Here is a 19,056-nt window from a genome sequence, read left to right on the forward strand (position 1 = left end):
GCCCGCCACCTGCGCCGATCAGGGCAGGAACCAGTCATCGCCATAGTCGAACTCCCGCGGCGGACGCATCGTGCGGACACCGAACTCGATGTCCGCGACGGTGATGCGGTGCAGGCCGCCGAGTGCTCGGCACAGCACCTCGAGCTCCTGGACCGCTTCGCGGGAGGCCGCCGCGCGGGAGGGAAAGGCGCCGTCGTCCCGGGCGCACCACTCGCGCACATGCCGCGCCCGCACTTCATCGGTGGCGGTGCGCAGGGCGTTGCTCAGACGCTGGGCGGTGGCGGGGTCTTTGGCGAGGCGGCGGGTGACCGGAAACTGTCCCTGCGCGGGCAGGAAGGTCTGCGCGGTCGCGGAGGTTTGCTGTCGATGCTCCATGATCTTCTCCTTCTCGGGTGACGCCGGGCATAGTTCACCCGGGGAAACGTCAACCGAGAGCCAGATCAGGCCGCTGTCATGGAACCTCCGTGGGGTCATCGATGGAGCCCCAGCAGGATACGCGGCCGCCCCCGCCACGTCGAGCGAATTCGCTTCGCGGAGGCAGCGGAGCCTGGTCCTCGCCAAAAGCCCCGGAGAGCCGAGGGTCCCGGACATCTGTCTGCCCTCGGACGTACCCTGGCGTCGAGCTGCCCTCCCCAGTCCCTCACCGCCGTGATGGTCCGCGGTGCCCGGTCGGCCGTGACATCGATGTCATCCCACAGGAGTCGTCATGCGCACCCCTCGCCATCCCTTCTCTACCTCCCGCCGCCTCACCGCCGTTGCCGCAGCGATGCTGCTGGTCATCACCGGGTGCGGCGGCGATGCTGACACCGATGAGAACCCGCCTGCCGCTGCCGAGGCCGAAACTGCTGCATCCGATGGCGGCGGGGCGCCCACCGTGGCGGAGGAGGACGCAGCAGCGGGCGCGAAGGCGACAAAGGAGGCCGAGGCGGAGCCCACCGAGGACCCTGAACCGAAGATCACTCCCGCACCGACCGTGGAGCAGCTGCACGAGGCCGCGCTCATGCTGCCCCCGGGATGCGCGGACCTCATCTGGGGCGACGGCGCATGGGGCGGGCTGGACTACACAACCACGCCCGCCCAGTTCACGGACGGGGTGCTCACGCCAGGAGCTCCGACGTCGAAGGTCACCCTGGGCGATGAGGTGCACATTCTCTCCACCCCCACCGAGGAGCTCGCCGCGATCCACATCGACTGCTACAACGGCGGCTCCGGCACACCGCACGCGATCGGGGTGTATGACGCGGATCTGCAGCTGGTGGGGTACGCGGATCCGATGGATATCGAGAACTACCCCGGGCCGTGGCACGACAGTCGCATGCACATCACCTCGATCTCCACGGAGGGCGACACCCTCACCTATGAGGAGGAGGAGATTGCCGTCTTCGGTGACGGCCCGGATGGCGCATCGAAGAGTTCCGGCAGCGCCACGATGACCTGGCAGTTCGATGGCGAGAAGATGGTGCATCAGGACGCGGTGCTGCATGCGGGCGGTAAGGACATCCGCCCGCCCGCCATCGAAGATGTGCAGCACGTGGTGGATCTGCTCGCCGCGGGAGACCCATCGGCCGGAGACTTCTTCATCGACGGTGAGGCACCGGACCTTGCCGAGGGACGCACCGACCAGAGGTTCATCGAGGACGAGAGCTTCCGCCTCGGGCGCGCGGATCTCTTCCCGGTGGGGGCCCATGTCGGATCCTGCGAGATCATCGGTGGTGGCGAGTTCCTGGACGCCTATCCGAGCGGGAAGATCATGGCCGGCCCGTACTACCTGCGCTCCGGCGGCATGATCACGTACACGCAATTCGTCGCGGGCGGGCCCACGCCGATGTACGACACGTTCCCGGGGGACACCGTGTGCCTCATCCAGCATGCGGATAACCCGTACGAGTTCAACAGCGAGGGCGTCCATCTCGTCCTCGCGCGCACCGAGGATGGCTCCGTGGTGATCCGGGACGTCGGGATCGGCGTCAGCCTCTCCGAGATGTGAGAGCCCCGCGGCGGCGCGGCCAGCGTGCCGACACCACCCCGCTCCACCGGTTACGCATAGTTCACCTGCACGCCGCCGCGGCGTGACGCACGCCACGTAAGCTCGTCGGGACCCTTTTCTCCCCCGCGAGTCGGAAGCCGTTATGCCCGAGCTGACCCCTCCCCTGCCCTCTCCCGCTGAGCCCTGCCGCGCTGACACCCCCGCCGCGCCCACGGCGTCGAGCGATTCCGTCGGCCCCCTCCCCACCGCTGCGCCCACGCCGCTTCCCCGCGCTGTCTCGCCGCAGTCGCGCCTGCTGGCCCTGGTCGCGGCGTTCGCGCTGCTGCTGCCGGCGGCGCTGTCGACCTTCACTCTCGCTCCGGCGGGCGCGGAGGTCACCGATGAGCAGCTGTCTCGCGGCGGTGTGCTGCGGGAGGCGGATTCCTACCGGGTGGCGCCGGGACTGGACCTCACCACGTTCTCGCGGCTCGAGGATGGCGGCTGGATGGAGGGCAGCGTCCTCACCGCGGATCTCACCGAGCAGACGCTGAGCATGGACGTGGTCGATGACGGAACCGTCACCGGCCGCGCCCCGCTGCAGGATGTGATGCGCTCGGGTGCGCGCGGACAGCAGGCCGTCGCCGCCGTGAACGGCACCTTCTTCGACATCAACCACTCCGACGCCCCGATCAACACATCCGTCTCCTCCCAAGGCGTACGGGTGGGCACCGCCGAGCCGATGCCCGCCCTGACCCTGGCCGATGGCCGTGCCGCGATCCAGGCGCTCTCCGCCGCCGGGGAGCTGACGCTGGCCGATGGGACCGTACGCGCCCTGGAGGGGGTCAACAACCCGTCCCTGCCGCAGGACGGCATCGGCGTGTACACCCCGGCGTGGGGCGAGTACACGCTGGATCGGCCCGTCGGCGCCCCCGATGAGCTCTCGCAGCAGGTCGCGGTCGCGACCGTGGTCGATGGCGTCGTCACCGCGGTCACGCCCGTGCAGGAGGGCACCGGTGACCCGGAGATCCCGGCGGACGGGCAGCTGCTGATCGGCCGGGAGGCGGGCGCCGAGCAGGTCGCCGCCCTGACCGTCGGCGAAGCCGTGGATATCGCGATCGGCCCCGATCAGGACGTGGACCTCGGCATCGCCGGATCCCACCAGATCCTCGTGGACGGGCAGGTGGCGGACCTGGGCGATGACCCGCTGGCGACCGGTGTGCATCCCCGCACCGCGGTGGGTATCAGCCGGGACGGCTCCGAGCTGTTCGTGCTGGTGCTCGATGGTCGCAGCAACGCTTCCGCCGGGATGACGCTGCCGGATCTGGCGCAGCTGCTGGCGGACATGGGCGCCCACAATGCCGTGAACCTCGATGGCGGCGGCTCCTCCGCGATGGTGGCCCGCGCCGCCGGTGCGAAGGGCGAGCAGGTGTGGAACACGCCGTCGGACGGGGAGGTGCGCGAGGTTCCGAACGCCCTCGTGTTCTACTCCGACGCCCCCGCTGAGCAGCTGTCCGATGTGCAGCTGGACCTCGCGCTCGAGGGCGAGGATGCGGTGTTCCCGGGCCTGCACCGCACGCTGACGGGCACCGGCCTGGGCGCGAACCTGGATCCGTTGATGGCGGCGGGCGAGTTCACCGCCGCCGGGTCCCTTGAGCTGGCCGAGGCCGGAGAGTCCAGCGTCCGCGTGGCGGGCGCCGCGCCCGGCTCCGGCACCGTGACCTATACGGTCGGGGCCCATGAGGACCGCGCTGAGCTGCGGGTCCTCGGGGAGGCGATCGGGATGCGCGCGAGCGAACGGGCGGTGAACCTGCCCGATGCCGAGCAGGTCGCGGAGCTGACGCTGACCGGCTATGACGCCGATGGGCGGCGGGCCCGGATCGAGAGTGCGGACGTCGAGGTCGCGGTGGAGGGAGGCTTCACCGTGACCGATGACGGCCTGGGCACGTGGCAGGTGCGGGCCACCGGTGAGAGCGAGAGCGGCACGGTGACCTTCCGTGTGGGCGAGCTGAGCACGACCGTCGCCCTCACCTTCGGCACCGAGGTCAGCGAGGTTCTGGACCTCACCGATCCCTCGGCCTTCACCACGGAGACCGCCCGTGCGACCGGTGAGATCACCGCGGCGGAGGGCCCGGACGGTGAGGCCGGCGGTGCGATCGGCATGACCTACGACTTCACCACCTCGTCCGCGACGCGCGGCTTCTACCTGGTGGCGAACGAGCCGGCCACGGTGGAGGGCACGACGCTGGCCTTCACCCTGGACGTGCGCGCGGACGGCACCGGTGCGTGGCCGCGCCTGCAAGTAGCTGACGGCAACGGCACCGTCACCAACCTCGACGGTGACCACCTGGACGGGGAGGGCTGGCAGACGGTCCGCTTCACCGTCCCCGAGGGGCTGCCGCAGCCGCTCACGGTCCAGCGCATCCGCATCATGGAGACCCGACCCGAGGCGCAGTACGAAGGCGATATTGCGGTGGCGAACCTGCAGGCCATCACCACTCCGGCGGTGGAGACCGCGCCGGTGCCGACGGTGCACGACCCGGCGCTGCTGACCCACGGCACGGTGGAGGATCGCCCGCAGCGGATCGCCGTGATGAGCGATGCGCAGTTCGTGGCCACCAGCCCGGACAGCGATGCGGTCGCCGGGGCGCGGCGCACCCTGCAGGAGATCCGCGAGGCCCGACCGGATCTGCTGGTGATCAACGGCGACCTCGTGGATGAGGCCTCCCCGGAGGATTTCAAGCTCGCCCAGCAGATCCTCGATGAGGAGTGGGATCCCGAGATCCCGTACATCTACGTGCCGGGCAACCACGAGATCATGGGCGGGGCGATCTCGAACTTCGAGGATGCCTTCGGGGACACCACCACCGAGCGGACCCTAGGGCGCACTCGCGTGATCACCCTGAACACCGCGACCGGCTCGCTGAAGGATGAGGGCCTGGATCAGCTGCGCGAGCTCGAGCGGCAGCTCGAGGAGGTGGCCGAATCCGACACCCTCACCGGCGCGGTCGTGTTCTTCCACCATCCGCCGGCCGATCCGCTGCCGAGCGCCCTCAGCCAGCTGTCCGATCAGCGGGAGGCGCGGGCCCTCGAGCGGGAGCTGGCGGAGTTCCGCCGCAGCAGCGGCAAGTCCGTCGCGGTGGTGAACGCGCATGTGGGCGTGTTCCACGGCTCCGCGGTGGAGGGCGTCACCTACCTCATCAACGGCAACTCCGGGAAGTCTCCGGCGGGCACCCCGGCCACGGGCGGCTTCACCGGCTGGACGATGCTGGGCATCAGCCCGGGCGCCGGCCTTGTGGGCTCGAATCCGACGACGGCGGACCGGGTGGCGTGGCTCGCGGCGGAGACCCGCCCGTGGGTGGATGAGATCAGCGCCGACGGCACCGCGCAGCTGCGCGTGGACGAGGTCGGCGAGGTCTCGGCGCGCTTCACGCAGGACGGCCGCGAGGTGCCGGTGGCCTGGCCGGTCACCGCCCAGTGGGGCGGGCAGGGCGTGCAGATCGACGACGGCACCGGGACGGTTGACAGCTCCGGCGCGGACGCCAAGGCAGCGATGAACACGATGGCTGCCAGCGAGCAGGTGGATCGCTCGGCCGTGATCCGCCTGAACCCCACAACCGGGGAGATCACGGGCCTGCGCCCCGGAAAGGCGGTCATCACCGTGACCGTCAACGGCCGGACCGCCGAGCACGTGGTGCACGTAGCGGGCGAAGGCCCCGGCCCGCAGCCGGAGGACCCCGAGGATCCCGAGGCGCCGGATGACGACGCGCCGGGCGAGGACGGGGACGGCAGCGATGAGGGCAGCCGCCCCGGCGATGACTCCGAGGACGACGGGTCCGAGGGCGACGGCTCGGGGAACGATGGCGGAACCGACGGGGACGGCACGGCCGATGAGCAGCCCGGCAGCGGCTCCGATAGCTCCGGCCCCGACAGCTCCACCGGATCCGACGGCACCGCACCCCCACCCGCCGGGAGCGGTGAGCATGGCCACACGCCCGGGCAGGGCCCCCTGGCCCGCACCGGCGCGGAGCTGCTGCCGCTGGCCGCAGCAGCGATCGTGCTGATCACGCTCGGGGTTCTGCTCGCACGGCGCCGCCGGAGCATCGGCTGAGGTGCCCGGTCCGGGGCGCCCGCAGCGCGCCCCGGACCGGCGTTGCACCGCTCACGTTCGGATCATGGTCCCGGGCGCTGCGTCGGCCCCATGAGAGGATGACCCGCGGAGAGCCGGGAAGTCTGGTCGGCACAGGGGTGAACGACGCACCCCCGCCGCCCATGACACGTGAAGGACACCGATGGCTCTGCATGCTCTGTACCCGTGCGCCGGTGTGCGGTCCCGCCTGTTCTCCTCGACGTCGTGGGGGACGGTCGCCGTCGGAACCCTTCCGGCTCTCCCCGGAAGGTGGCGCGAACCGTGATGAGTTTCCCCGCCTGGACCCTGCTGCCCTTCATCGCGATGCTGCTGGGCATCGCGATCTTCCCGCTCGTGCCGCAGCTCGCGCATCACTGGGAGCGGCCCCGCAACCAGCTGCTGTATGCCCTCACGCTCGCCGTGCCCGTCGCGATCGGCCTGCTGATCACCGCGCATCCTGAGCTGCTGGCCCACGCCCTGATCGAATACGTGCAGTTCATCGTGCTGCTGCTGGCGCTGTTCACCGTCAGCGGCGGGATCGTGCTGCGCGGTGATCTTCCCGCCACGCCGCGCACGAACACGATCTTCCTGGCCGTAGGCGGGGCGCTGGCGAGCTTCATCGGCACCACCGGAGCGGCGATGCTGCTGATCCGGCCGATCCTCGCCACCAACTCCCAGCGTCACTACCGCGCCCACACCGTCGTGTTCACGATCTTCATCGTCGCCAACTGCGGCGGGCTGCTCACCCCGCTCGGGGATCCGCCGCTGTTCCTCGGGATGCTGCGCGGGGTGCCGTTCACCTGGACCTTCAACCTGCTGCCGCAGTGGCTGTTCGTCAACGCGCTGCTGCTGATCTCCTACTGGGCGCTGGATCGGCGGCTGCACGCCAAGGAGTCGCCGGAGGCGATCGCCCTGGACACCACGCAGCGCACGCCGCTGCGCCTGGGCGGAGCGATCAACCTCATCTGGTTCGCGGTGATCATCGTGGCGGTCGCGCTCGTGCCCTCCCTGGACATCGACGCCGTCGGCCATGGGCATATCGAGGGCCTGAACTGGGTGCCGTGGCGCGAACTGGTGATGCTGTCCGCCGCCGGGGCGTCCCTGCTGCTGGGGTCGCGCAGCGTGCGCTATGAGGAGAACGAGTTCTCCTGGGCACCGATCGCGGAGGTCGGCGCCCTGTTCATCGGCATCTTCGTGACGATGGTGCCAGCGCTGCAGGTGCTGCGCGGCGCCGCCCCCAGCCTCCCGCTGAACGAGATCACGCTGTTCCTTTTCACCGGAGGCCTCTCCGCCGTGCTGGACAACGCCCCCACCTACGCCACGTTCTTCGAGATGGCCACGCAGGTGCCGGGCGACCCGCGGATCGCGAACGTGCCCGAATCCCTGCTGGTGTCGATCTCGCTGGGCGCCGTGCTGTGCGGCGCCATGACGTACATCGGCAACGGCCCCAACTTCATGGTCAAGTCCGTGGCGGAGAACCGGGGCGTGGCGATGCCCGCGTTCTTCGGCTACGTGCGCGAAGCCTTCGTGCACCTGGCCCCCGTGCTGCTGGCCATGCTGCTGCTGTTCATCGCCGATCCGCTGTGGGCCAAGGCCCTGGGCGCCCTCGTGGTGGCCCTCATTCTGCTGCGCGCCGGCCTGAACCTCCGCGCCGGTGCTGCCCTGCAGCCTGTTGACCCCGTCCCCGACTCCCAGGAGATCAGTCCATGACCACACCATCGAGCCGGATCCTCGAACACGGGACATTCCGTGAACGCCACCCCCTGGAGGACTGGGTCACCCGGGCCATCCCCGGCGGGGCGCTGCTGCTGATCGCCACCGTGCTGGCGCTGCTGTTCGCGAACACGCCCCTGGAGGGCGCGTACTTCGCCGTGCGCGACACCTACCTGGGCTTCGAGCTGGGGCCCATCAATCTGAAGCTGTCCGTGGCGCACTGGGCGTCCGACGGCCTGCTGGCCGTGTTCTTCTTCCTCGCCGGCCTTGAGCTCAAGCAGGAGTTCGTGGTGGGCGACCTGCGCTCCCCCGCCAAGGCTGCAGTGCCCGTGGCCGCCGCCTTCGGCGGTGTGGCGGTGCCGGCGATCCTGTACGCCCTGATCAACCTGGCCGGTCCCGAGGGCGCCATCGGCGGCTGGGCGATCCCCGCCGCAACCGACATCGCCTTCGCAGTGGCGATCCTGGCGCTGCTGGGCTCCGCGCTGCCGCCCGCGCTGCGCACCTTCCTGCTGACCCTCGCGATCGTCGATGACCTCATCGCCATCACCATCATCGCGATCTTCTACACCTCTGACCTGCGCCTGTGGTTCCTCGCGCTCGCGATCATCCCGCTGGCCCTGTTCTGGTGGCTGACCACCAAGCACGAGGCCCTGTTCAAGAAGCATTACTGGACGGCCTGGGTGCTGCTGGCGCCGCTGGCGTTCATCACCTGGGTGCTGTTCCTGAACTCCGGGGTGCATGCCACGATCGCGGGCGTGGCGCTCGCCTTCATGGTTCCCACCAAGGGCATCTCGAAGTACGGCAAGCAGCATTCGCTCTCCCACACGCTCGAGCACCGCATCCGCCCCTTCTCCTCCGCGATCGCGGTGCCGGTGTTCGCGTTCTTCAGCGCCGGGGTCGCCGTCGGCGGTCTGTCGGGGCTGCTGGAGGCCTGGCAGTCCACGGTCGCGCTCGGCATCATCATCGGCCTCGTGGGCGGGAAGATCATCGGGATCGTGGGCACCTCGTTCCTCATGACGAAGCTGACCTCCGCGACGCTGGACTCGCAGCTGAAGTGGCCGGACATGATCGGCATGGCGGCCGTGGCGGGAATCGGCTTCACCGTGTCGCTGCTGATCTCGGAGCTGAGCTTCGAGGCGGGCGATGTCATGTATGACTGGGCGAAGGTGGGCGTGCTGACCGCCTCGGCCCTCGCCGCCGTGGTCGGTGCTGCGATCCTCGTGCCCCGCAACCGGATGTACGCGCGGCTCCAGCGCGAGTCCGGGGCGGAGTCCGACGGGTATGACCGCGGCGCCGACTGGGGTGCCGACGGTTGAGTCTGCACAGGGCCGACAGGCAGTGGGCCGACGGGGTTGTGCGTGACCTCGCGCCTCACATCACCGACGCGCTTGCCGGCCCCACCGCATGGCAGAACCGGCCCCGGGAGAGCTCTCCCGGGGCCGGTTCGCGTCGTCGGTGCGCGGCGGTGATCAGCCTTTCGCTGGCAGCACCTGCACCACGGTGGGCTTCGGGCCGCGGCCGTCGTAGTCCGGGAAGTACGAGCGCTGAGCGCCCCACTCGCCGTCCTCACCCGGGTGCTGCACGGACACGAAGGCGGAGCGGTCCTCGTCGCGGATGATCGGGCCGCAGGTCTCGCCGTCGCGCGGGACCGAGAGGAACTGCTCCACACGTCCGCGTGCCTCACCGTTCAGGGTCACGCGGAACAGGCCGTCGTTGAAGCCGATGCCGGAGGGCTGGCCGTCGGTGGAGATCCACAGGTTGCCCACCGCGTCGAAGGCCAGGTTGTCCGGGCAGGAGATCGGGGAGACCTTCTCGGCGGGGAAGCCGCCGAAGTAGGTGACATCGCCCTGGGCGGGGTCACCGCACACCAGCAGCAGGTTCCAGGCGAAGGTCGTGGAGGTCTGGTCGCCCTGCTCGTCGATCTCCACGACGTGGCCGTCGCGGTTCTCGGTGCGGGGGTTGGCCTCATCGGCCCCGGCCTTGCCGTCCGTGCCGCGGTCGGAGTTGTTGGTGCAGGCCACGTAGACGCGGCGGGTATGCAGGGACGGCTCGACGTCCTCGCAGCGGTCCATCTTGGTGGGACCAACGGCGTCGGCCGCGAGCCGCGTGTGCACGAGCACCTCCTCGACGGTGAAGCCGGGGACGGCCGATTCGCCGTCCAGCACGAGCGGCAGCCACTCGCCGGTGCCGTCGAACTCCCCATCGGCCGGCAGCTCACCGGAGCCGTCGATCTCCGCGGCCGGGGAGTCGCCGGTGAAGCGCGCGACGTACAGGTCGCCGTTCTCCAGCAGCGTCATGTTGTGCTCGCGGTCGCCCTCGATGTAGCAGTCGCGGGAGACGAACTTGTACAGGTAGTCGAACTTCTCATCGTCCCCGGAGTAGGCGACTACACGGCCGTCCTCGGCGACGATGACGTTGGCACCCTCATGCTTGAAGCGGCCCAGGGAGGTGTGCTTCTTCGGGGTCGACGTCGGATCCCACGGGTCCACCTCGACGATGTAGCCGAAACGGTTGGGCTCGTTCTCGTAGCCCTCGGTGCGGGCGTCGAAGCGCTCCTCGACGTTCTCCCACCCGCGGGCGGTGGCGCGGTCCGCCAGGCCGTAGCGCTGCTCGGCCTCGCTGGTGCCGGCGGAGCGGAAGTAGCTGTGGAAGTTCTCCTCGCCGGACAGCAGCGTGCCCCACGGGGTGAGGCCGCCGGCGCAGTTGCCCAGCGTCCCCTGGACGGTGCGGCCCTCGGGGTCATCGACGGTCTTCAGCAGGTCGCTGCCGGCGGCGGGACCGGTCAGGGCGTAGTCGTCATCGAGGTGGATGCGGCGGTTCAGCTCGGCGCCGCGCACGTAGCGGTAGGGGAAGTTCTTGTTCTTGCGCTCGAGCTCCACAACGGACAGGCCATGGGCGGCCATACCGATCATGGTCGCGTCCTCGGCGTCGGTGGTGGGCGGCAGCATGATCGGCTCGTTCGTGTACTCGTGGTTCACGAACATGACGGCGCGCTTGCCGTGCGAACCCGGGATCTCCTGGATCTCGGTGTAGTCGTTGTTGTAGCCGAACTGGAGGCGCTGCGCCTCGGCGCTCTGAGCGTCCCAGTCGAACTCGGGGGCGTCATCGAACAGCGGATCGCCCCAGCGGATGATCGGGTGCCAGGCGAAGCCCTCGGGCACGGTGAACTCATCGACCTCGGCGTCCACCGGGGAGATCGCCTCGAAGCGCAGCTTGGTGCCGTTCGGGGCCAGGGCGCCGGACTTCCCCTTGCCCTTCCCCTTGTCGTGGCCCTTGTCGTGGCCCTTGCCCTTGCCCTTGCCGTGGCCGTGGCCCTTGCCCTTGCCGTTGCCGTCGGCGAGGGCGCCCTGGGTGCCACCGAGCGCGATCGCCAGCGCCGCGGTGGAACCGCCGAGCACGCCGCGCCGGGTCAGGGCAGCGGAGGCGATGTCACGGAAGGTCTCGTTGTCGCTGTGGTTGCAGGGGCCGAACGCACACTGGCTGGCGCACTTGAGCGCGCAGGTCACGGCCGAGCGCTTGCCTCGCACGGAGTCCTTCATCAGCAGGGGCAGATCGATCAGAGCCATGGGAGAGGGGTCCTTCGCAGTCGATTCGCCACGCCGCGAGGCGGGCACGAGCCCCAGCACACTGCGCCCGCGCGGTGACAGGGTTCCCACCGGAGAGGGAACAGCGCATGAACACCACCGCCAGGAACGGCGGAGCGCAGGTCAAGGAACCGTCGGCCCCGTGTCCTCGTCCGTGCGCTGGCGACGATCCAGGCGCTGGGTCTGGACCCACTGCCGGGAGGCGTCGGAGCTGATCGCCATCACGCCCAGGGCCGATGCCCCCGCGCCCACCAGCAGCGAATGCGCCACGTCCCCGCTCATCGAGGATGCGAGCGCAAGCCGCGCGAAGGCGTCGACGGTGAACAGGGCCATCAGGCTGATGCGGGACCAGCGGCTGCGGCGCAGCACCCCGATGAACAGCAGCACCAGCACCGCCGCGAACCCCGTGGCGAGCGGCAGCTGCTCGGGCTCCGGCAGTGCGAGCCCCAGGTCCGGAGCCCAGCGGGTGAGGTCCGTGCCGGAGAGCACCGCGAACCACTGGGCAGCCACGAGGATCGCCTGCGTGAGGGCGAGCGCGCCGGTCAGCAGCACCGTCGCCGGCGGCAGATGGTGATCCGAGGCCCGCGCGATCGCCTCCTGCACATCGTCGATCGTGTCCTGCCACTGCGTGTGCAGGTCATCGCTGCCGCTGGGCTGTCGGCGCGCCACCGCCCACGCCGACTGCCCCGCCGCCCGCGCCCGGGCCTTCATCACCGAGGTGCCGGTGGGCCGATGCCGCGAGAGCATCATGGCGCTGGCCCCATCGGACCGCGACGCCGCGCCGGTCACGTCGATCACCGGCAGATCCCCGTCGGTGCGGAAGCGGTCCCCCTGCCCGTTGCGGTCGTGGTACGAGGTGGAGAACTCCTTGATGACCTCGACATCCACCGCCCGGTCGGCGAAGCGCACCGTGTCCACCAGGTAGTCGCGCTCCACGTCGATGTTCTCGTCGATGCGATGGGTGAACTGGAAGGTGAAGAAGGAGAAGCCGACGGCACGGTCGTAGGTGCCGGCCGCGACCCAGTCGGTGCGGTGCCCGCCCGGCAGCACGAAATCGGGCGGCATCCGCCAGAACCGCACATGGTGGCGCTTGGCGGTGGTGCCGCCCACCTCCTGCTGGTACGTGAAGTCGTGGCGGCGCCCCATGAGGTACAGGTCAGAGACCGGGGCCGACGGGTAGGAGCGGCGCAGCAGCGTGGAGCGCACCATCCCCCACGCCGAGGCGAGGGTGCGCTCCTCTGCGAGCACCCAGCCGGCCCGGCGCAGCGCCACGTGCAGGTCCCGCTCGGGGCCGTCCAGCGCGATGTTGATCGGATCCGAGAGCACGCCCTCGGAGGTGCGGGTGCGGCCGAAGAAGTAGTCAGGCAGGTAGATGCGGGTCATCACCTGGTGCAGACGCGGCAGCGTGATGTAGGTCAGCAGCAGCCAGAACCCCAGCAGGTACAGCAGGCGGATGGGCGTGAGGGAGAAGCCCTCCACCAGGTAGATCAGCGCCAGCCACGCCGAGACCACCACGCCCGCGGCGATGAAGCCGTTGTCCAGCAGGGTGTAGATCTCGAGGCGGCGCCGGTTGTGGTTGTGTCCGGCGTCGTGGTCGTAGGCCGGGGGCTCAGCAGCGATCGGGCGGTCCAGCGGCACCCGGGAGGCGGGGCGGCGGGGCGTCATCGGGCGCGTCGCACGGCATGGGGCCGATGGGGGTGCGAGACGGCGCGGGCACACCGCATCTGGTCCGTCTCCGCCAAGGTCATGGGGCCATCGTAAGCTCCGCGCGGCGCACCGCGAGCGCACCGACCAGACCGGCGAGGAGGAACATTCCCGCGCCGACCATGGACAGGCGTGCGGCATCGGTGAACACGGCTCCCAGCTGGGCGATGACCACATCTGGAGCACCCTCGGCATACAGGGCTGGGATTGTCGACCCGGCGGAGTCGGTGAGGGCCTTCCAGCGGCGCGGGTCCGGGGCGGTGGTCATCCCGAGGCGCGCGGGGCTCATGCTCTTCATGCCCAGAGCGTTATGACAAGGTGTCAGAACCGACCATCACCGATAAGGACGATCCGGCAGGACGCCGGGTTTTCAGCGTGTCGGAGGGCGGGCATAGGGTGGAGCCCATGACTGAGATCCCCACCATCCGCTTCTCCGACGGACACTCCATCCCCCAGCTCGGCTACGGCGTCTGGCAGGTCGAGGACGAGGTCGCGGCCGACGTGGTCGAGAAGGCCATCGCCGCCGGCTTCCGCCACATCGACACCGCCGCCATCTACGGCAATGAGGAAGGCACCGGCCGGGCGATCGCCGCCTCCGGGGTGCCGCGCGAGGACCTGTTCATCACCACCAAGCTGTGGAACGACTCCCACGACCGCGATGCGGCGCTCGCGGGGATCGACACCTCGCTGGGCAAGCTCGGCCTGGACTTCGTGGACCTCTACCTCGTCCACTGGGCGAAGCCCCTGCAGAACAAGTACGTCGAGGCGTGGAAGGCGCTGATCGAGATCCAGCAGGCCGGCAAGGCCCGCTCGATCGGCGTCTCAAACCACCCCGAGGAGCAGCTGCGGGAGATCATCGACGCCACCGGCGTCACCCCGGCCATCCACCAGATCGAGCTGCACCCCTACCACCAGCAGAAGGAGCTGCGCGCGATCCACGAGGAGCTCGGCATTGTCACCGAGGCGTACAGCCCGCTGGGCTCGACCGCCGGCGCCGAGCTGTCCGACCCGGTCATCACCGAGATCGCGCAGAAGCACGACGCCTCGTCGGCCCAGGTGATCATCGCCTGGCACCTCGCCCAGGGCATCGTGGTGATCCCGAAGTCGGTCACGGCCTCGCGGATCGTGGAGAACTTCGCTGCGGCCGATCTTATGCTCGCCGAGGACGAGGTCGAGGCGATCAATGCGCTGGACAAGGGCGTGGAGGGACGGATCGGGGCTGACCCGAAGACCATCACGTTCTGATCCCTGGGGCGTGGGGCGCCAGGGGCCGTGGCGCCTCCCGAACCGCACCGCCCGCCCCGCGCCCCCCCCCCCCCCGCCCCCGCCCCCCCCCCCCCCCCCCCCCCGGCGGACCCGGAGGCGGCATCCTCCACCGCCCCGAACTCCACGGCGGAGAGCACATCCGCCGTGAACTCGTCCGTGACCAGCTCCTTCGCCTGCGGCTCGAGCCCCAGTTGCGCGTAGGGGATCGTGAACTCCTGGTCCTCGAGCGGCAGCGTCGGGTCATCGGCGTTGTACTGCTCGAGCGAGGGCGAGTAGGTCCGCGAGATCATCCGCCCGCCCGCGTTGTCGAAGTGCATCAGGCGCAGGAACCCCTGGCCGCCCTCCGGCAGACCCTGGTAGTCGAACAGAATCTGCGTGACCTGCCGGTCGTCGGCCCCATCCCCGTCATCATCGAAGCCGTCCACGCGCGTGTAGGCGTCGTGGTAGTGGCCGCTCATGACCATCGAGACGTTCGGGTTCACGGCGATGACCTCGTCGTAGATCCGCTGCGGGATGGGGCCCAGCCCGCCCGTGGTCAGCATGTACTCGTGGAGGTTGATGATCGCGGTGCGCTCCGGGTAGGCGGCCAGCACCTCGTTCATCCAGTCGATCGCCGCGTCATCCGGGCCCCAGCCCATCGAGACCACGATGAAGTCGTGCCCGCCGGTGCTGAACAGGTCGTAGTGCCCGCGGTTGTTCTCGTATGAGCCGCCGTACCAGGGGTTACCGGCGTAGCGGTCCTCGCCGAAGAACTTCTCGTACTGCGAGTAGTCCTCGAGCGCGCCGCCCACGTCGTGGTTCCCGGCCAGGACGCCGTAGGGCAGGCCCGCCTCATCGAGCATGTCGTAGGCCGGATCGGCGTTCGCCCACTGGTGCGGCTGGTCCCAGTTGTCCACGATGTCGCCGGTGTGGAACAGGTACTGGATATTCATGTTCCGCCGCTGATCCAGCACGTACTGGTGGATCGCGAGCTGGTGGTCGTAGAACTCCTCGTTGTAGTACTGGGTGTCGGACTCCCAGGCCAGCGTGAAGTCGTACTCATCGCGCGGGGTGTCCTCCGGATGCGCCGGGGTCACGGCGGTATCGCGGGTGGAGAGGTCCTCGTCGGCCCAGCCGATCGAATGCTGCACCACCGCCTGGACCTCGCCGTCGATCACATGGCCCGCCGCCGGGACCACGGCCTCGAGCGACACGGACCCATCGGCCTTAGCGAACGCCACCGCGACCTCCTCGAGCCCGCCATCCTCCTGCTGCACCAGCAGACGCACCCGCGCCCCCGCATCAGCGGTCCCCGACCAGGTCAGACGCACCTCCGCGTCCTCCCCGGCGTTCTCGGGGACAGCGGTGGTGAAGGCGTGGAACGGCAGGCCGGAGCCGTCAGCGGACCCGGCGCCGAGAGTCGGCTCCCCGGCCACGAGCTCGGCCCCGGTGCGCTCGGCCTGATCGGCGTCGCTCACGGTCCCGGCGCTGCCGCGCACGGTCCCATCGGCCAGGGACGATGTGGTCCCGGCGCGGAAGGACACGTCCATCGGGTCACCGGAGGGGTCGCTCACGCGCACCGCGGCCGACGGGTCCTCGCACACCGGCACCGTGGCGCCGTCCTCGGTCAGCGCCTCGACGCTCGGGTTCTCCTCATCGGTGCGGAACGTGCCGGTGTGCGTGGACTCATTGCCGACTGCGTCGCGGGCCGTGATCTCGAAGGTGTGCTCGCCGGGCTCGAGGATCAGGCTCGAGACCTCCTCGCCGAGCTGCACCTCCTCACCGTCGAGCGTGGCGCGGACCGCCTCGACGCCGCTGCCGGCATCGGTCACCTCAGCATCCAGGGTGAACGTGCCCTGCATGAGCGCACCCTCGACCAGCGGGCTCGTGATCTCCGGGGCGGTATTGTCCACCACCACGGTGCGCTCCACACGGTTGCCGTCCTGGTCATAGCCGCACACCACATGCTCGCCATCGGCCACTGCGGTGGTGTCCCAGGCGTGGGCGAGGGCGGTGTACGCATCGTCGGGAATGTCGAAACGCGCCTCGAGCACCTCGATCTTCCCGGCCGAATCACCCATCGCGAGGATCTTGTCGGGGTCCTCGTAGCCGGCGGCGCGCAGGGTGCGGCCGTCGGGCAGGATCAGCCGCACATCCCGCACGGTGAAGTCGTCGTTGTTCTCATCCGGGTCCGGGCCAGGCGCTGCCTTCGTGCCCGCCGCGATATCCACCTGCAGCGTCTCACCCGGGGTGATGTGCTTCAGCGGCACCGCGGCATCCACGGTCTCCCAGTTCGCGTAGAAGCCCTCGTCGAAGATGTGCAGCACCTCGTCGTCCACCAGCACGCCGTTGCGGAAGAACGCATCGGTGGCCGAAGCGCTGAAGGCGAACACCGGCGCTGCCTCGAGCGCGGGGGAGGCGGTGACGTCCGTGCCGTCGATGCACACGCTCGCCGTCGGCGGATGCGCATCCCCCGCCACGGACACCGTCGTCGTGCCCGCCACGTACTGCCCGTCCTCGAGGTTCATCCGCAGCGGTCCCTGGTCCACGCCCTTAAGTGGCACCCGCACGGTCTCGGTGCGGGTCTCGTTCACCCCGTCGGAGACCACCACGGCGTACTCGAACCAGCGCTTGCCGGTGAGGTCCGTGGCCGGGATCGAGAGGTCGAAGCGGTCGCCGTCGGTGCGCAGCACGGTGTGGGGGCGGAAATCCCCGCCGGAGCTGTCGCGCAGCAGGACGGTCACCTCCCGTACCTGCACATCATCGGTGGCCACATGCGAGATCACCGCGTCCTCGCCGGGCGTGAACTCGTTCGCGGTGCGGTCCTCGACCACGGGGGCGGTGGTGTCGGCCGGGACCTGCACCAGCTCGGTGGGAATCTGGTCCGGGGCCACGGTGCCGGGGGTCGCCGGCTCCAGGCGGTCCAGGCTTCCGCGGGAGAAGTCCGACGGGTCCACGACGTACTGGATGCCCTGGTCAGCGACGGTGTCGTCGGTGCCGGAGATGTTGTAGAAGACGCGGTGGACGCTGTCCCCGGCCTTGGTGCGGATCTCCATGCCGCGGCCGCTGCCGTTGGCCATGCCACTCACGAACGTCTCCGCGAGCAGCAGGGAGCTCTCCTCCACGCCGTAGTGCGCCGCGAAGTCCTTGGCGGTCAGCGCGTCGTTCTTCTCGTTCTTCACCCAGACCACGAGCGAGGCGCCCGGCTCGAGCACCAGATCCCCCGGGACCATCGGCCACACGGCGGAGCTCGTCATGGTCACGCCGTCGTTCGTGTACAGGTAGTTCAGCTCGTAGTGGGAGAGGTCGATCGCGGTATCGGTGACGTTGGTGACCTCGATGAACTCGTACCCGTCCGCGCCGTCGACGTTCGTGCTGTCCGGCACCAGCTCGGTGATCTGCAGGTGGCCGACGAGGGAGTCGCCGGCGGGGCCCGGGATCGGGTCGGTGGGGGTTTCAGGGTCCGACGGGTTTTCGGGATCCTCGGGGTTTTCGGGGTCCTCGGGCTCGGGGGCGCGGTCCTCGAGCTGCGCCGGATCGACCGTGCCGGGCGTCGGTGCGGCCTGCGTGGCGAGCACATCCATGCTGGTCACGGCGGCATCGGCCGGGGTGCGGAACTGGATGGTCTGGTCCGGGGCGGCGGAGCCGGAGGGGTAGAAGGAGCGTGAGACCTCCGCGCCGTCGGCGTCCAGGATCCGCACGCCGCGGTTGCCGCCGTTGGCCATGCCGGGCTGTCCGGTCACGCGCACCACGGTGGTATCGGGGTCCGCACCCCAGTGGGCGCGGAAGTCCTCGACGCTGCGGGCGAAGGAGTCGACGGTGTCCGTCTCGTAGCTCAGCCACAGCGCCGCGGTCTCGCCCGGGGCGAAGGTCAGCGGCGCCTCGAGCTGCAGCGGCACGTCCTTCGCGCGGTCGTCGGAATCGGCGTAGATGTAGGCCAGGGACAGCCCGCCCTCGCCGAGCGTGACGTCCTGCTCCGAGGAGTTCGTGACCTCGATGAACTCGAAGTCGTCATGGCTGGCGTTGTCCGGCGCGATCTCCGTGACCACGAGCGGCCAGGTCGTAGCCGGGGCGGCCTGCGCGGCCGGGGCCAGGGAGGGCAGGAGAGGTGCGGGCAGTGCTGCGGGGGCCAGGGCAAGCGTGGCTCCGAGCAGCGCGGCGGCCCCCAGGCGTAGGGCGTGGGGGTGCTGGGCGGTGCGGCGGCGCGGGCCAGAGCTGGAGCCTGGAGAGGCGCTGGGGGAGGAGGGGTACATGACGGTCCTCGGGGGAGAGGCGGAGCGGGATCGGCGCGCACCGGCAGCAGTGCCCCACGGGGGCGTGGGAGCGCGCCCATCCAGGTATACGCAGGCCAGATGTCAGCCTGTCTCCTACACACATCTGACGCTGCCGACGACACTCCTTGTGAATCTTAATGTCCCAAAAGGGTTTCCAAATTCCATTAATGCAATTTCTGCCACTTCATGAGCTACATCATAGATATCTCTACCTTCTGTCTCTACATCCCATTCTTTAGCTAAAGTAATTAACTTAGCTTCGTCTCTTATTTTATAGTTTCCATTTGGATCAGCTAATGCTAATGTATGTGCTATATCTCTAGCATGGTCTGAATGGGCAGCTGTCCCACCAGCAACCATTCTTGCAAAGTTTCTACCTACTATAGTATGCTCATCTGCTCCACATAACCCCCTTGGAGTCTTAGGGCTTATTCTACATGGTCC

General features: G+C 69.5%; 9 protein-coding genes and 2 pseudogenes. 5 read left to right on the plus strand and 6 right to left on the minus strand.

Going from position 1 to position 19,056, the window contains the following annotated elements:
* Positions 1 to 18: 18 nt before the first annotated feature.
* A complete protein-coding gene (locus MU407_RS09735; RefSeq protein ID WP_102235724.1) occupies positions 19 to 375 on the minus strand; it encodes a hypothetical protein in 357 nt (118 codons plus the stop codon).
* 331 nt (positions 376 to 706) lie between these two features.
* On the opposite strand from MU407_RS09735, the gene MU407_RS09740 reads away from it, so the two are divergent.
* The 4 genes from MU407_RS09740 to nhaA all read left to right on the plus strand — a co-directional run bounded on the left by MU407_RS09740 (position 707) and on the right by nhaA (position 9,121).
* Positions 707 to 1,987 carry a hypothetical protein gene (locus MU407_RS09740; RefSeq protein WP_246956977.1) on the plus strand — a complete coding sequence of 427 codons (1,281 nt, stop codon included), beginning with the start codon at positions 707 to 709 and terminating at the stop codon, positions 1,985 to 1,987.
* A gap of 142 nt (positions 1,988 to 2,129) precedes the next feature.
* Positions 2,130 to 6,074 carry a phosphodiester glycosidase family protein gene (locus MU407_RS09745; protein WP_246956980.1) on the plus strand — a complete coding sequence of 1,315 codons (3,945 nt, stop codon included), beginning with the start codon at positions 2,130 to 2,132 and terminating at the stop codon, positions 6,072 to 6,074.
* 303 nt (positions 6,075 to 6,377) lie between these two features.
* Positions 6,378 to 7,802, plus strand: coding sequence for a sodium:proton antiporter (locus MU407_RS09750; RefSeq protein WP_246956982.1), 1,425 nt, complete (start codon positions 6,378 to 6,380; stop codon positions 7,800 to 7,802).
* Complete coding sequence (gene nhaA / locus MU407_RS09755; protein WP_246956984.1) at positions 7,799 to 9,121, plus strand: Na+/H+ antiporter NhaA; 1,323 nt, start codon at positions 7,799 to 7,801, stop codon at positions 9,119 to 9,121. Before MU407_RS09750 ends, nhaA begins: the two co-directional genes overlap by 4 nt.
* Positions 9,122 to 9,274: 153 nt before the next feature.
* On the opposite strand, the gene MU407_RS09760 is transcribed toward nhaA, so the two are convergent.
* From MU407_RS09760 to MU407_RS09770, 3 genes are all read right to left on the minus strand, one after another.
* Complete coding sequence (locus tag MU407_RS09760) at positions 9,275 to 11,371, minus strand: PhoX family phosphatase (protein ID WP_246956987.1); 2,097 nt, start codon at positions 11,369 to 11,371, stop codon at positions 9,275 to 9,277.
* Positions 11,372 to 11,512: 141 nt separating this feature from the next.
* Positions 11,513 to 13,054 (minus strand): LssY C-terminal domain-containing protein, encoded by a 1,542-nt coding sequence (locus MU407_RS09765; protein WP_246956989.1) that lies wholly within the window; start codon positions 13,052 to 13,054, stop codon positions 11,513 to 11,515.
* A 79-nt stretch (positions 13,055 to 13,133) separates the two neighbouring features.
* Positions 13,134 to 13,391: a hypothetical protein gene (locus MU407_RS09770; protein ID WP_246956990.1), complete on the minus strand. Its 258-nt coding sequence runs from the start codon at positions 13,389 to 13,391 to the stop codon at positions 13,134 to 13,136.
* Positions 13,392 to 13,498: 107 nt separating this feature from the next.
* Here MU407_RS09770 and MU407_RS09775 point away from each other — a divergent pair, with 107 nt between their 5' ends.
* Entirely contained in the window at positions 13,499 to 14,338 is an 840-nt protein-coding gene (locus tag MU407_RS09775) for an aldo/keto reductase (RefSeq protein WP_246956992.1), read from the plus strand.
* Positions 14,339 to 14,808: 470 nt separating this feature from the next.
* Here MU407_RS09775 and MU407_RS09780 read toward each other — a convergent pair.
* Both MU407_RS09780 and MU407_RS09785 read right to left on the minus strand, forming a co-directional pair.
* Positions 14,809 to 18,591 (minus strand): annotated as a pseudogene (locus tag MU407_RS09780) (lamin tail domain-containing protein); the annotation flags it as partial.
* Positions 18,592 to 18,705: 114 nt separating this feature from the next.
* A pseudogene (locus tag MU407_RS09785) lies at positions 18,706 to 19,056 on the minus strand (hypothetical protein); the annotation flags it as partial.

Source organism: Brachybacterium sp. Marseille-Q7125 (assembly GCF_023062615.1).
Classification (GTDB): Bacteria; Actinomycetota; Actinomycetes; order Actinomycetales; family Dermabacteraceae; genus Brachybacterium.

Coding starts and splice junctions, on each gene's coding strand:
- MU407_RS09735 (WP_102235724.1), bottom strand. CDS start 375: ATGGAGCATCGACAGCAAACCTCCGCGACCGCGCAGACCTTCCTGCCC.
- MU407_RS09740 (WP_246956977.1), top strand. CDS start 707: ATGCGCACCCCTCGCCATCCCTTCTCTACCTCCCGCCGCCTCACCGCC.
- MU407_RS09745 (WP_246956980.1), top strand. CDS start 2,130: ATGCCCGAGCTGACCCCTCCCCTGCCCTCTCCCGCTGAGCCCTGCCGC.
- MU407_RS09750 (WP_246956982.1), top strand. CDS start 6,378: ATGAGTTTCCCCGCCTGGACCCTGCTGCCCTTCATCGCGATGCTGCTG.
- nhaA (WP_246956984.1), top strand. CDS start 7,799: ATGACCACACCATCGAGCCGGATCCTCGAACACGGGACATTCCGTGAA.
- MU407_RS09760 (WP_246956987.1), bottom strand. CDS start 11,371: ATGGCTCTGATCGATCTGCCCCTGCTGATGAAGGACTCCGTGCGAGGC.
- MU407_RS09765 (WP_246956989.1), bottom strand. CDS start 13,054: ATGACGCCCCGCCGCCCCGCCTCCCGGGTGCCGCTGGACCGCCCGATC.
- MU407_RS09770 (WP_246956990.1), bottom strand. CDS start 13,391: ATGAAGAGCATGAGCCCCGCGCGCCTCGGGATGACCACCGCCCCGGAC.
- MU407_RS09775 (WP_246956992.1), top strand. CDS start 13,499: ATGACTGAGATCCCCACCATCCGCTTCTCCGACGGACACTCCATCCCC.